Below are 14057 nucleotides of genomic sequence, written 5' to 3' on the forward strand. Positions count from 1 at the left end.
TTTTCATGCGACGCGCACCACGCCCCGTTCGGCCATTTGATCGATCTGCGCGCGCGTGTAGCCGAGCCGTCCGAGCCATATCGCCGTGTCGGCGCCAAGTAACGGGGGAACGGACGGTTCGGGAAAGCCTTCGTCCAGAAGGAAGCCTGGGCGCGTCACCTGTAGCTGTCGCCCTTCGGTCGGTTCGAGAGGCAGCCGCTCGACGAACCGGCGTTCGACCAGCTGCGGCTGCTGCAGTGCGTCCTGGACCGAGAGCACGCACCCGGCCGGAACGCCGGCGGCGTTGAAAACCTCCTCCCATTCCTCGGCGGATTTCGACTTGAGCGCCTTGTTGATCTCGTCCCTCAGGGCTGCGCGATGCAGCTTGCGCGTGTGGCGTTCACCGAACCGTTCCTCACTCAGCAGATTGGGTCTTCCGATCAGTTCGCACAGCTTCTCGAATTGCTTCTGTTCGTTGGCAGAAATGTTGAGCGGACCGGTCTTCGTCTTGAACGTGCCGGATGGGGCCGCCGTGAAATTCTCGTTTCCCATTGGCTCGGGGAGCATGCCGGCGTTGAGGTGGTTAGAGACCACCCAGCCCATTGCCGCCAGAGTCGATTCCAAGAGTGACACATCGATGAACCGGCCGCGGCCGGTCAAACGCTGAGCGACCAGCGCCGCCGAGATTGCGAAGGCTGCCGTGATACCGGCCATGGTGTCGGAGATCGGAAAGCCGGTGCGCAACGGCGCCGATCGGTGATCGCCGGTTACGCTCATCGCGCCCGAGAGACCTTGCACGATCTGGTCGTAGGCGGGCCGGTTTGCCCAAGGGCCTTCCTGACCGAAGCCGGATATGGCGCAGTAGATCAGCCCGGGGTTGCGCTTCGCGAGGACCGCATAGCCTAGGCCGAGCCGCTCCAAGACTTTGGGTCGGAAGTTCTCGAGCAGCACGTCGGCCTGGTCGACAAGTCGAAGGAATGCATCCCGACCCTCCGGCGATTTCAAGTCGATCGCGATCGATTGTTTACAGGCATTCACCGCAACAAAGGACAGGCCGAACAGGCGCTGTGCCATCGCCGGATCTGCCCCGAGACGACGAGCCAGATCGCCGCCCTTCGGATTTTCGATCTTGATCACTTCGGCGCCGATCCGGGCCAAGTTGTAGCCACAGAAGGGTCCGGCGAGCACGTTGGACAGATCGAGGACGCGTACGCCGTGAAGCGGCAAACTCATGGCGATCTCCCTAAGGCAATCTACCCTACGCGGAACGTGAACGACCGGTAGCAACTGCCATTGTCGGTCATGACGCGGGTGGCGGTGACGCCGAGGCTTTTGTGGTAGGCAGCCACGGCTGCTTTGAGAAGCCAACGGCACTGTCGGTCGGCTTGTCCGGCTTGATCTCGGAGAACGCGAGGCGGGAGTGGTCGTCAATGCAGACGTGCACGAAATCCAAGCCAGCGCCGCGGCTCTTCTTCGGATCACTCGGATCACCGGTGATCCGGTGGCCGACCCGCCGGAAACGCCCGAGCTTTTTTGATGTCGATGTGAATGATCCCGCTGGGGTTCTCGCGCTCATAGCGGCGCTCCGGCTCGAGCGACCTCCAAATGCGTATCCGGTTCAACCCCAGGCGGCGTAGGACGCGGCTGACGGTAGCCGGCGAGATCTCGACCCCGGCTGCAATCTGCTTGCCCGTTTGGCGCTGCCGGCGCAAGGCCTCGATGGCGGTGCACGTGGCTGCGGGGGTTGGCTGGCGATGAATGAAGTCGCGACGTGCGATCGAGCAAGCCATCCACACCTTCTGCGCGGAAGCGCTTGGTCCATTTGGCGACGGTCTTCGGCATCCTGTTGAAAAGGTCAGCCGCGCCGGCCTGGCTCAACCCATTCCAGACTACGCTTCGCATCATCGCCTCTCGACCTTTGGGCGTCAAAGGCGCATTCTTATGGACGTTCATCTGGTCTCTTCTTGGAACACTGAAGCTTCGCAACCTCAGCTTTCTTGGTTGAGACCAGATGAACAACCTCCTGACAGACCACATCCTAGTACGCCGAAACTTCCGTGTCGCGTACCGAATGTCTATTTGGATAACAAGGAAATTGCGCCCTTGCAGCGTGCGACAAGGCAAACATCTCATATGCGGTATCGATCTATCTGTTGTCGGTTACCTACGCGCGGCGCGATCCCTTAATGGGAAGCGCGAACGATGCTACGAACCGTTCTCTCTCTCTCTCTCTCTCTCTCTCCCGTTCGCGAGCGAGCTGAGGCGTTGACGCGTCAGCCGGTCTCCAACCACGCTGCGGTAACGAGGAGGAGACGCGCTCGACGAGCTTGCTGCGTTCCGAGTTGATCAAACGAAGTCCTCTTTCTGGCCCATTCTGGCGTCAGAACTTGTAAGCGACGCCGCCGCTGACGAGCCATGGATCGATATTGGCGCGTCCGCTAACGGCAACCGCATTGTTCACAGTTGCGGAGTACTCCGGCCGCAGCCACAGCTTTTTCACGTTGGCGCCACAGGAACATTAACCGAACTTCCTCCGGTATCCGGCAAAACGCCGAGCGCGCGCAGGCGGATCATCCACGGGTTGGAGGGTTCGATTGGAGGCGCTTTATAGTAGACCGGATTCGACCCCAAATCCGCACCGCGGACCGAGTTGCTGGCCAACGAGGTCGCTAGCGCGAGGGTCGATGCCGTGGCCAGAACTGTTCTTGCTCTCATCGAATTCTCAATTCCAAGAGTCGCGCGAGAAACCGCGCAAGGTCGCTGTTGCGCATACGGAAGACTGAAGAGTTGATATTGTGAAAAAAACTTCGCAATTCGTCCGCTTGCCATGGCTTCTTCAAGACGTCTCGAATGACCATTGCGCGGCGCTCCTGCATCCGCGAGCCGCTTCGAACTGTCTGCCGGCCAGCTCCGATATCGGCGTGCCGAGTGTCACAATGCATTTGCGAGAATCCCTGCTGGTTGGGATGATTGGAGCGCCTCCGGCATATTCACTCTTCTCGAATTGCTGGCGTTGCGAGAGGATCAGCAAGTTCCGTTCCATAACTGCAGACGTCGAAATGGTCCGACCCCCACCATTTCTTGCGCGTTGATGCTTGCAGTTTTTTGTTCGTTGTCTGACAGCGACGCAGATACTCTGTCAGATCCAAAACGCTCAACGAACACGCAAACTGCTGGCTGCATTTTGCAGTGCAATCATAAACTTAAGGTACGTAGTCGAGTGTTGGCACAGCCATTGCTACCAAGGGGCAGCAACACTGAGTGAGGGCTGAGTGCACGCCGACGCGCAAAGCGAGCGATGCGCTCCTTCCCTTGATCCCGTGTGCCCGCGCTTTTGTGAGAGAAACAAGCTCGCACAAGAAACGCGCAACTTTTGGCAAATCGGTTAATGGAGAACAACATGTCTTCACTAAGACAAATCGCGTTCTACGGGAAAGGTGGCATCGGGAAGTCCACCACTTCGCAGAACACGCTGGCGGCGTTGGCCGAGATGGGGCAGAAAATTCTGATTGTGGGCTGCGATCCGAAGGCGGACTCGACCCGGCTGATTCTGCACGCCAAGGCGCAAGATACGATTTTGAGCCTTGCGGCCAGCGCCGGCAGCGTGGAGGATCTAGAACTCGAAGACGTAATGAAGGTCGGCTACCGGGACATTCGTTGCGTGGAGTCCGGCGGTCCTGAGCCAGGTGTCGGCTGTGCGGGTCGCGGCGTCATCACCTCGATCAATTTTCTGGAAGAGAACGGCGCCTACGAGAACATTGACTATGTCTCATACGACGTGCTTGGCGACGTCGTATGCGGCGGCTTTGCCATGCCGATCCGCGAGAATAAGGCGCAGGAAATTTACATTGTGATGTCCGGTGAAATGATGGCGATGTATGCCGCAAACAATATCTCGAAGGGCATCCTAAAGTACGCCAACTCTGGAGGGGTGCGGCTGGGGGGACTGATCTGTAACGAGCGGCAGACCGACAAGGAACTGGAATTGGCAGAAGCGCTGGCCAAAAAGCTGGGCACTCAGTTGATCTACTTCGTGCCGCGTGACAACGTGGTGCAGCATGCAGAGCTACGCCGTATGACGGTTCTTGAATATGCACCCGATTCCAAGCAGGCCGATCACTACCGGAAGCTCGCTCATAAGGTTCATAACAATGGCGGTAAAGGTATCATCCCGACCCCGATCTCCATGGATGAGCTGGAGGACATGCTGATGGAGCACGGCATTATGAAGCCGGTGGATGAATCGATCATCGGGAAGACCGCCGCCGAGCTCGCAGCCTCGTAAAGGTCGCGAGTCGCGGCCTTGTAAGGGCGCGCGACAGATGCCGGTCTCCTCACCGTCCCCTCCCGGGAGACCGGCATACTGACGATCGACCGTCGCCAAACTCAATGCGCGCCCATGCAGACCTCGCGATTGTGAAAACTCACAAGATTATGTCCGACCCGCACGTCGCTTCGTTCATGGCTGTAGGCCCTGCTGCTTGCATCAGCCAGCTGCACGTGGGAGTTGCCGCCTACCGTTTGCTCACCGGTGAGGCTCCTGCGGATGCTAATATCGCTACAGACGCTAACCTCGATCGCCATGTCCTGGCGTCCATCCTGGCGGCTGCCGCTATGGACGGTGGCTCCCTTCTTGAGAAGGTTGGCCTCTCCGGCGTTGAACTGGCGGCCCTGCTGGAGAAGTACTTCCCCTCAACCACGATCAATGCTGCGCAGCAGGCCTCGCCCTCCGAGGGCGCGGATCACGAGGAGATCGCAATGCTTCGCGATCTTTTACTCAAGGAGCGCTCGACGCAAGGGGACATCGGACGATGGCTGGCTGCAATGATCGCACGTCGCGCCATGGAGTCGGACCATTTGTGGGAAGCTCTCGGCTTGCGCAATCGTGGCGAACTCGTTCTCGTGCTGAGCCGTCATTTCGGGCCGCTCGCCGCGCGCAACGTCAATAATATGCGGTGGAAGCGTTTTTTCTACCGCATGCTTTGCGAGAACGATGGCGTTGTGATGTGTACGACACCCGTGTGCGACCAATGCAACGAATTCAACGTCTGCTTCGGTGAAGAAAGCGGCGAGAGCCGGATGGCCGAGCGGCGGCGCGATTTGCAAGAGCCTGCTCGGTAGGTTGTGGTCGGCGACCCCTCATCTGAACAGTCGAAACGGTCGGAAGTTGCATCGTCATCCGAGAAGGCCACGCCGGATCTGTAGGCAGCGCGGGGAGGAGCCTAGTTATGACGTTTGGCTGCAGGCGCATGGCCATGCGTCCAAGGCGGCAGCGTGAGGACTGGCGATCGGAACACGATACGCGCCGTGAAGCCTGGCGCGAACCGCGCATCGGCGAGGCGGCCGGGAACACAGGGCTTAATGAACTCGCGGTGACATTCGACCAGAGTTACCGGAGGCCCGCGTCATGCTCCCGAAGTTCAGGAGCGCGCCCAAGCGCTAGCCAGCCACACCGCATGTGCGACGGTCATGAGCACTGCGGAGTCGGCGAGTGCGTATTTGCGCAGGGATCCGGCGGTCATTCCATTCCAAAGTCCAGCACACCTATCTCGCTTGATCATTGTTTGCTTGAGCGCGACCCAGAGGTAATCGGAAGGAGATTGCTTGATGATCAACTCGTCCCCGGCAGCCGGTATCCTGGATCGGCTCGGCAAGGCTTGTGCGGCAGAGGAGTTTTTTTCGCTACTTGGCGTCGAATACGATCCTAAGATCGTCAATGTCGCGCGCCTTCATATACTAAGGCGAATGGGACAATACTTCGCCCAAGAGCAATTCGCTGATGCATCAGAGGCGGAAATAAGAGCGCGGTGCAAGGCGATGCTGGAGCAAGCCTATGCCGATTTCGTAGCTTCTTCGCCGATCGAGCAGCGGGTATTCAAAGTGTTAAAGGATGCTGTCGCAGATCCTAAGAAGATTGGGGCCTTTGTTCCTTTGAGCGAGTTGAAGTAATGAGCACTCCACTGTAAGCCAACTGCGCCCCACGGACGCCGAGGCACTTCGTTCGCGTGGGCGTTCTCTTCATCGGCGCAAGTCTCTGCGGCCCGAGCGGTGTTTGTTGTATTCCTGACCTTGTCTGGATTGTCGTGCCAACGATATCAGGGGCTGTATGAAGTGCCGCGCAAGCGATTACGTCTCTGCTGACGTTCTATCGTCTTTGCGACTGGTACGACACTTGCTTTTGTTGTGCCGATCGGATCATCGATGCGACCGACGGTAGCGTCCTTGATGAGTTCGACGGAGGACCTATGATGCTGCTTTTAGTGCCTGCCGTGCCGCCCCGCGCCATCACGTCGAGGCTTATGATTCCGTCAGGTACGTTCGCAGTAGACTTAGGCGCGGCCGCAGTCTCGCAGCGGCGGTGAGACGGTGGTCAATGAACAAGTGTCCCCTTCGCGCTACTCCTGCAACGGGTATGACAGTGGCATTTGCATCAAATCAGCCTTCGATTCCGATCAGAGTTGTCTCCATCTCATGGCGGAAAGAAACCACGCCACTAAGAGCGGGAGCACCGACCCGTGCGGATTGCTGCTAAAGGCCCAGCATGGCTTGCGTGGCAGACGCGTTGCCAGGATCGCCCTCGTTGCGGTCGCCAGTGTGGAGCCGTTGCAATTACTCCGCAGCAAACGGTGTCGCGGGTTCGGATCCGAAAGCGATCGGTCAAGATCATTGTGCCGCCCTAGCCAGCCGCGGTCGTGCTCGTCAAACCGGCGTGCAATGGCTCGGTTTGCAATAACCCTCCAATCCGCCTGAACGGGCGCGTCTGTCGCGACGACATGTTGTTGTGTGACCCGGTCCGAGTACGCAGGGAAAATGCTCTTCAGTTTACGAAAGCGAGAAAGCAACCGTGGCGCGGGGGCGCCTATTGTTGAAAGGAATTTCGATATGAGCAACGTCAGCAAAACGGGCATGCCAGCGGGGGCCGGCCGCGCAGCAGCAAAAAAGGAACTGCCGGAGCACTTCAAGTCGTACAAACACGTCTGGGTTTTCGTCGAGCTGGAGCGTGGCCAGGTGCATCCAGTTTCCTGGGAGCTCATGGGTGCGGGGCGCACCCTTGCTGACAGGTTAAAGGTGAATCTTGCCGCCGTCGTACTCGGTCCGGAGGGGCAGCACACACGTAATGCCGCGCTTGAAGCGTTCTGTTATGGCGCCGATCTGGCCTATCTCGTAAGCGACAATGTTTTGTCGGACTATCGTAACGAATCCTATACAAAGGCAGTAGCCGAACTCGTCAACACCTACAAGCCTGAGATCCTGCTCTTGGGTGCGACGACGCTTGGTCGCGATCTCGCAGGTTCCGTTGCGACGACCCTGTCTACGGGGCTGACTGCCGACTGCACCGCGCTGGACGTCGATGCAGATGGTTCGCTTGCGGCGACGCGTCCGACCTTCGGCGGCTCGCTGCTCTGCACAATCTATACCTTGAATTATCGTCCGCAGATGGCCACCGTCCGGCCGCGAGTCATGCCGATGCCTGAGCGCGTTTCACGCGATGCCGCTCATATCATCGTTCATCCGCTCGGCCTTATGGAAGAAGATATTGTCACAAAAGTACTGTCGTTCCTAACCGACCGCGATGCGGAATCGTCCAATCTGGCCTATGCCGATGTAGTGGTTGCGGGTGGCTTAGGACTTGGATCGCCCGAGAACTTTCGTTTCGTTCGCGAACTCGCAGCTCTTCTTGGCGCTGAATATGGCTGCTCGCGTCCTCTTGTGCAAAAGGGCTGGCTTACGTCTGACCGGCAAATTGGCCAGACAGGCAAAACCATCCGCCCGAAGCTCTATATTGCCGCGGGCATCTCGGGAGCGATCCAGCACCGGGTTGGCGTCGAGGGCGCGGATCTGATCGTTGCTGTCAACACTGACAGGAACGCTCCGATCTTCGACTTTGCTCATCTCGCGATCGTCAGTGATGCAATACAATTGCTGCCCGCGCTGACTGCCGCGTTCCGCGCGCGGCTTTTGCCGGAGTCGCACGCCCGGATCGCGGTTTAGAGGAGATAATGATGATTGAAGAGAGATTCGATGCAATCGTGGTCGGAGCCGGTATGGCCGGCAACGCAGCGGCATTGACGATGGCCAAACGGGGCATGAAGGTGCTGCAGCTCGAGCGGGGAGAATATCCTGGCTCGAAGAATGTGCAGGGCGCAATACTGTATGCCGATATGATGGAAGAGCTAGTCCCAGAGTTTCGCGAGGAGGCGCCGCTCGAACGTCACCTGATTGAACAGCGGTTCTGGATGATGGACGATCGCTCCCATGTCGGCATGCACTACCGTTCGGAAGACTTCAACGAGGAGCGGCCGAACCGCTACACGATTATACGCGCCCAGTTCGACAAATGGTTGTCTTCCAAAGTTCGGGAGGCTGGCGCGATCGTGCTGTGCGAAACCACCGTCACAGAGCTCGCGCAAGACGACCGTAAAAGGATCATCGGTGTCCGTACAGACCGCCGAGACGGCGAAATACATGCCGACGTCGTCGTCCTGGCGGAAGGGGTCAATGGCCTGCTCGGCACGCGTGCAGGTCTGCGTGCGCGCCCGACCCCCGATAACGTGGCGCTTGCGGTGAAGGAAATGCACTTTTTACCTCGCGAGACCATCGAGGCACGCTTTAATCTCAAGGGCGATGAAGGCGTCGTGATCGAGGCGGCTGGTACTATTTCCCGCGGCATGACCGGAATGGGATTCATCTACACCAACAAGGAGTGCATTTCGCTCGGCATCGGTTGTCTCGTCGCCGACTTCCAGCGCACGGGCCAAACGCCGTACGGTCTACTCGAACAATTCAAGAGGCATCCGTCGGTGGCGCCTTTGATAGCAGGGTCCGAAGTGAAGGAATATGCCGCTCATCTCATTCCCGAAGGCGGTTACAAGTCAATTCCACAGCTCTATGGAGAAGGCTGGGTCGTGGTGGGCGATGCAGCCCAACTCAACAATGCCATTCACCGAGAGGGCTCCAATCTCGCGTTGACCTCCGGTCGTATCGCTGCCGAAGCGATAGGTCTAGTAAAATCGCGCGGCGCATCGATGAGCGCAACAAATCTGTCAATCTATAAGAAGATGCTAGATGAATCCTTCGTCATCAAGGATTTGAAGAAGTACAAGGATATGCCGCCCCTAATGCACACCCACTCCCAAAATTTCTTTCTTACCTATCCGCAGCTCATCTCGAAGGCAATGCAGAACTTTCTGCGCGTCGATGGTACGCCAAAGATGGAGAAGGAGAGGGCAAGCCTAAAATCCTTTGTCAAGGCGCGGTCGTGGTCGGGTCTGGTCGGCGATGCTTGGCGCTTTGCCCGCGCCTGGCGCTAACCGCAACTGGAGAAGTTCAACAATGGAAGACCAAACATGAATTGCGATACCCCAGTGCGTGTCGAAGACAAGCTGTATTACAATCGTTATCTCGTCGACGTCGGACACCCCCACGTCAAGGTCCGTCCGCACACGACGCCGTCCCCGCAGTTACTTGCACTTCTGAAAGTCTGCCCCGCGAGATGTTACGAGCTCAACGACAACGGACAGGTCGAGATAGCTGTTGACGGCTGCATCGAGTGCGGTACCTGTCGTGTGATCGCCGAGCCGACCGGCGACATCCAATGGAGCCATCCGCGCGGGGGATATGGCGTGTTGTTCAAGTTTGGGTGATGGTAGACGATGGCCGAGCGACTGGGGCTAGGCGACAGGAACTCGTCCTTTCCGAGCCGCATTCGTCGCTCGCAGGCCGGCCGGAATTCGACGACGACGTTATTCCCTAGACGGCTAGGCTGCCGAAGTGGCCGCAAAGGGCTCGATGTGGTGCCACTCAGCGGCACCCAAGCTCCGTTGATCGGAATGTGGCGTAAAGATCAGCCCCTCGCCTAAGGGCGCACAGGCTCAGGAGTTTCGATTGCGATTGCCACTATTTGGGTGATCGCAGCAAAGCGCACGCCCGTGTGTATCGCTTCGGATTCGGCACTCGCGGCTCTCAATGTCTTCCTCATGGGCATCAATGCAGGCACCGCAACCGTTTATGACGGAGACGGCAAGCGACGATAGCTCGAAATCGGCTTGGTCACGCCGGGATTGCCGGTCACATCCATATGTATCCGTAACGGCATCGTCTTGTATTCCGGACGCGGAAACGAGGTGAGCGAAGCGGTAGTGGACGTTGTTCATCCCCTCCACTGGGACTGTGGGTAAGCGCTAAGTGGGAACCCTTGCTTCGGGACTGGGATAGCTGTGCGAAGAAGCCTCCGGCTGGGACGGAGGCTTGGGATGGGATTGGACAGCAAAAAGGACGTCCATTTGGACGGCTCATCGGCGGGGTCGGTGAGCCGGCTGGAGGTTCTGGAAGGGCCGTCAGGACGTCGTGTGCGGTCGGAAGCTGAGAGAGCTCGGATCGCCGCCGAGAGTCTGTTGCCGGGCGCCCAGGTATCCGAGGTGGCGCGCAAGCACGGAGCGACGCGCTGGCAGGTCTACGATTGGCGACGGCGGCTTCGACAACGAGGTATGTTGCCGCTGTGCGAGGCGTCTCCACCAACGTTTGCGCCTCTGGTTTTGGAAGATGCGTTGGAGCAGCGTCAGCCTCCGGCGGTCAAGCTTGAGATCGCGATCGGCGATGTCGTGCTGCGGACGGACACAGCCATAGATGCTGACCAGCTATGCCGGGTGATCCGTGCGGTGCGAGCGTCACGATGATCGCGGCCGGTACTGATCTGAAGATTTACGTTGCCACGCGGCCGATCGACTTCCGCTGTGGCCACGACGGGCTTGCGGCGAAGGTGCAGGAGATGCTTCGTCTCGATCCGTTCAGCGGCGCAGCCTTGGTATTCCGATCGAAACGAGCGGACCGGATCAAGATTTTGGTCTGGGATCGAACGGGCCTGGTGTTGGTGCACAAACGCCTCGAAGGTTGCAAGTTCGTTTGGCCAACGATCGCGGACGGCGTGATGCGAATGTCGCCGGCGATGTTTGCGGCCTTGTTCGAAGGGCTGGATTGGAGATTGGTCCGCCCGGAAGAAGCACGGCGCCCGCAGGTCGCGGGATAACTGCGGCAGAATGACTCGGCAGCTATTTTGATCGTGGCACGCGCGGCGGCGATGTGCTCGAAATAGCGCATGAGCATCGCGGCGCTGCGCGACGAAAACGAACGCCTGAAGGCGCTTCTGGCGCAAACGCAGGCGGCCTTGAGCGAGCATCAGGGGGCGCTGGCGGCGTCGGAGGAAGCGCGGCGTCGGCTAGAGGTCATTCTCGGCGAATTGCGGCGCGACAGGTTCGGCGCGAAATCCGAAAAGCTGCGGCCAGATCAGTATCACTTACCGTTGGAAGACGTGGAGATCGCGCAAGGCATCCTGGACGCGGCGCAGGAGAGAGCCGAGGCTGTGATCAAGGGCCGATCGCGGCGCGTGCCGGATCAAGGTTCTCATCGCAATCGCGGCTGCTTGCCTGCCCATTTGCCGCGCGTGGAACGGATCATCGAGCCTGCAAGCACGCACTGCCCGTGCGGTTGCGGCGCCATGACGAAGATCGGCGAGGACGTCAGCAAGCGCCTCGATGTGATCCCGGCGCAATGGCGCGTGCTGGTCACGCGCCGCCCGAAATACATCTGTAGCCGCTGCTCGGGCCCTGTCGCGCAGGCGCACGCACCGGAACACGTCGTGCCCGGCGGGCTGCCGACCGAAGCGGCTATCGCTCATGTGATCGTCTCCAAGGTAGCGACGACATGCAGCGTCAAGCAACTTTTAAGATTTCGCCGCCAATTTCGCGGTTGCAGGCGCAAAGCTCGTCCGTTTGCAGCGCGTCGAGAACGCGGAGCGTGTCCTTGGGACTCCGCCCGACACGAAGATTGTTCGCATAGACGTGCTGAATCGTGTTCTGGGGGTCCACAATAAAGGTGTAACGGTAAGCAACCCCTTCGGGTGATCGCACGCCAAGGCCGTCCACGAGCGTTCCCCTTGTGTCGGCAAACTGCCAGATTGGTAGTTTGTGCAAGTCGACATGTGAGCGCCGCCAAGCAAGCTTGCAGAACTCGTTATCAGTCGAACCACCCAGTACGACCGCATCGCGGTCAGCAAATTCCTTAGCAAGCCGGGCAAACTCAGCAATCTCCGTCGGACAGACGAAGGTAAAGTCCTTGGGATAGAAGAAGATGATTTTCCATTTTCCCGGAAAGCTCATTTCAGTCAGGGTCTCGAATGCACTCCGCCCTTCTTCTTCCTGCGCTTGAAAACCTGGCTTGACGCCCGTGATGTCGAATGACGGCAACTGACTTCCAATTCCGAGCATGCTGTCCTCATAAACTTGCGTTCTGTAGATCGTGAGTTCACCGTTGAAGCAATCCATATGCCATCCGTTCTCGCGAAAGGAATCAATCGGGTTTAGACCGGCATGCTCGCGCTGGGCGCGTCAATCAGCGCTCTTACGACGTAGCCAATCGCTTTCTTTGCTAAACCCAACAAGTCGTTGGTTGCGGACAGCGCGCTGACCGGTGAGAAACTCTAGCTTCGCGGCGAGCGCCTGAGATGTTCGCGTACAAGCGTTGATCTGCCGTTATAAGGCTTGCGTCAAAACCGCCAGATCTAGCGCCCCGCAGACGCTCGCTGACATTGTTCAACAGCAGATTTTCCGTCTTCAGCAGGCTGAGCGGCGTCAGTTCCGCTGAAACAGGTTAGCTAGATCCTCCACCTTTGTATTTGTCGTGGAGCTTCACTAAATAACAGAGCGCAAATGCGCTGAGTCCAAAAAAGGCTGCTAGGAATTCGACGACATGCAATGTCGCCGGCTTCAGGGTTCCCAGTGGATTGCCGCATAGATAATTGTCTATCCCAATTGGGATATTATTGGCGCCACTTAGTTGCGTTCGATAGCGCCAGCCTAAGACGGTGCGACATCGTGGGTTAATCAAGGATCCCTGGGCTTCAGTAGCTGATTTGACACTTGGGTTGGGAGCGATAGTCATGCCCTGCGCATTCTCGGATGCGAGCAGGGTCAAAGCTAAGTCCAGCAGGATGAATCGGATAAGTCTCATTTGGACCCCGCGAATCTACTCGACGTTTACGCGAGCAATTCGCGTGCCGTTTGTTGGAGTATCGGCGCCCCTCACTCGAACGACGCCTTAACGCTCTCGCCTGCAGCGTTCACCCGCCGCAACTCGCTGTAGGGCTTTAGACGCTCGCGTCGCCAACCGCACGTGTAAGACTACGCGATGAAAGTGAGGTTGATCTACCGCCGTTGTATTGGAGATGGAGCTTCCGCGGGTAGTGCTGCCCGTGTGCCGTGTAGACGCAGCTTGTCATCGATCGGGTCGATGGATGCCCTATGCACCTTGACCCCGCAATCGGCGAAGCGTCATCCGGGAAATTTGAGACTTTTGGAAACGAGAGCAGGCCGTCAAGCCTGGAGGCGTTGGAATTCATTGTACCGCACCCCAAGTGGGGCCACGTCTAAGAATATATTTACAATTGCCGAAAGCTAAAAAAGGCTTGAATCGATCGTAGCGTCAGGTTGTACTCCTTCCGTAGGAGAGCGCGATGTATCGAGGCGAGCATTGCCACACAAGCGTGCTGACCAGGTTGTGTCAGTCTTGCCAACGACCGTGTTGCGCTTGTCGATGATGATTTCGGATGCCTTATTCAGGAGTTGCCGCACAGCGAGACGGCCGCAGCCGAGGCGGCCAAATCCGGTGAACTGAACATGCGGGGGAGAAATAGGTACAGTGAAGGACATGCGGCCTAGAACAGGATGCGTGGATCAAGAGCTACGAATGAGCTGCGTCCGCTATGCACATCCGCGTGTGGTCGCCGTTGCTGTGATAGTGATTGCGGCACCATGGTGGATAGGATGCGCACATGCGCGAGACGGTCGGGCTGTGCAGGTCTTGACGTCGTGCAGATCAGAAGTGACTCGCTTCTGTGGCCAATTTACACAGCGTGGCGATGAGGACGTGGCCATTTTATGCCTTAGAGACAATTTCGAGAACTTGCGAGATAAATGCCGCCGCATGGTGCCGACGGCGGCAGCGAAAGGTGATGGACCGGTACCGCGTATCAACAAGCTTCCGCTCGTCCTCCACCGAGGGAGCGATCGGTCCGGGCGGCAGTT

The 14057-nt window shown here is 58.3% G+C and carries 11 protein-coding genes and 3 pseudogenes; 9 read left to right on the forward strand and 5 right to left on the reverse strand.

Annotated elements, in window-relative coordinates:
• Positions 1-3: 3 nt before the first annotated feature.
• From ACVIIW_RS14975 to ACVIIW_RS14985, 3 genes and pseudogenes are all read right to left on the reverse strand, one after another.
• Entirely contained in the window at positions 4-1347 is a 1344-nt protein-coding gene (locus ACVIIW_RS14975; protein WP_456701454.1) for a CaiB/BaiF CoA transferase family protein, read from the reverse strand.
• A 119-nt stretch (positions 1348-1466) separates the two neighbouring features.
• Entirely contained in the window at positions 1467-1769 is a 303-nt protein-coding gene (locus tag ACVIIW_RS14980) for a hypothetical protein (protein ID WP_456705362.1), read from the reverse strand.
• Between the two features lie 16 nt (positions 1770-1785).
• A pseudogene (locus ACVIIW_RS14985) lies at positions 1786-2112 on the reverse strand (hypothetical protein); the annotation flags it as partial.
• Between the two features lie 1267 nt (positions 2113-3379).
• Here ACVIIW_RS14985 and nifH point away from each other — a divergent pair.
• The 6 genes from nifH to ACVIIW_RS15015 all read left to right on the forward strand — a co-directional run bounded on the left by nifH (position 3380) and on the right by ACVIIW_RS15015 (position 9623).
• A complete protein-coding gene (nifH, locus tag ACVIIW_RS14990) occupies positions 3380-4264 on the forward strand; it encodes a nitrogenase iron protein (protein WP_092235830.1) in 885 nt (294 codons plus the stop codon).
• Between the two features lie 104 nt (positions 4265-4368).
• Positions 4369-5100: a nitrogen fixation protein NifQ gene (locus ACVIIW_RS14995; RefSeq protein ID WP_456701455.1), complete on the forward strand. Its 732-nt coding sequence runs from the start codon at positions 4369-4371 to the stop codon at positions 5098-5100.
• A 486-nt stretch (positions 5101-5586) separates the two neighbouring features.
• Positions 5587-5928: a nitrogenase stabilizing/protective protein NifW gene (nifW, locus tag ACVIIW_RS15000; protein WP_456701456.1), complete on the forward strand. Its 342-nt coding sequence runs from the start codon at positions 5587-5589 to the stop codon at positions 5926-5928.
• A gap of 933 nt (positions 5929-6861) precedes the next feature.
• Complete coding sequence (locus ACVIIW_RS15005) at positions 6862-7971, forward strand: electron transfer flavoprotein subunit alpha/FixB family protein (protein ID WP_456701457.1); 1110 nt, start codon at positions 6862-6864, stop codon at positions 7969-7971.
• A gap of 11 nt (positions 7972-7982) precedes the next feature.
• A complete protein-coding gene (locus ACVIIW_RS15010; protein ID WP_456701458.1) occupies positions 7983-9290 on the forward strand; it encodes an FAD-dependent oxidoreductase in 1308 nt (435 codons plus the stop codon).
• Between the two features lie 36 nt (positions 9291-9326).
• Positions 9327-9623 carry a ferredoxin family protein gene (locus ACVIIW_RS15015; protein WP_456701459.1) on the forward strand — a complete coding sequence of 99 codons (297 nt, stop codon included), beginning with the start codon at positions 9327-9329 and terminating at the stop codon, positions 9621-9623.
• A 212-nt stretch (positions 9624-9835) separates the two neighbouring features.
• Here the strand turns inward: ACVIIW_RS15015 and ACVIIW_RS15020 are convergent.
• A pseudogene (locus ACVIIW_RS15020) lies at positions 9836-10142 on the reverse strand (carboxymuconolactone decarboxylase family protein); the annotation flags it as partial.
• 90 nt (positions 10143-10232) lie between these two features.
• Here ACVIIW_RS15020 and tnpA point away from each other — a divergent pair.
• From tnpA to ACVIIW_RS15035, 3 genes and pseudogenes are all read left to right on the forward strand, one after another.
• On the forward strand, positions 10233-10655 hold the full coding sequence (gene tnpA / locus ACVIIW_RS15025; protein WP_456701460.1) for an IS66-like element accessory protein TnpA: 423 nt from the start codon (positions 10233-10235) through the stop codon (positions 10653-10655).
• The gene (gene tnpB / locus ACVIIW_RS15030; protein WP_456701461.1) at positions 10652-11005 is read left to right on the forward strand and encodes an IS66 family insertion sequence element accessory protein TnpB; all 354 of its coding nucleotides are present in this window, start codon (positions 10652-10654) and stop codon (positions 11003-11005) included. The genes tnpA and tnpB overlap by 4 nt, the downstream gene beginning before the upstream one ends.
• Before the next feature lie 69 nt (positions 11006-11074).
• Positions 11075-11515 (forward strand): annotated as a pseudogene (locus ACVIIW_RS15035) (IS66 family transposase); the annotation flags it as partial.
• Positions 11516-11687: 172 nt separating this feature from the next.
• On the opposite strand, the gene ACVIIW_RS15040 reads toward ACVIIW_RS15035, so the two are convergent.
• Entirely contained in the window at positions 11688-12242 is a 555-nt protein-coding gene (locus ACVIIW_RS15040; protein WP_456705158.1) for a peroxiredoxin, read from the reverse strand.
• Positions 12243-14057 lie beyond the last annotated feature (1815 nt).

The organism is Bradyrhizobium sp. USDA 4449, assembly GCF_054056275.1.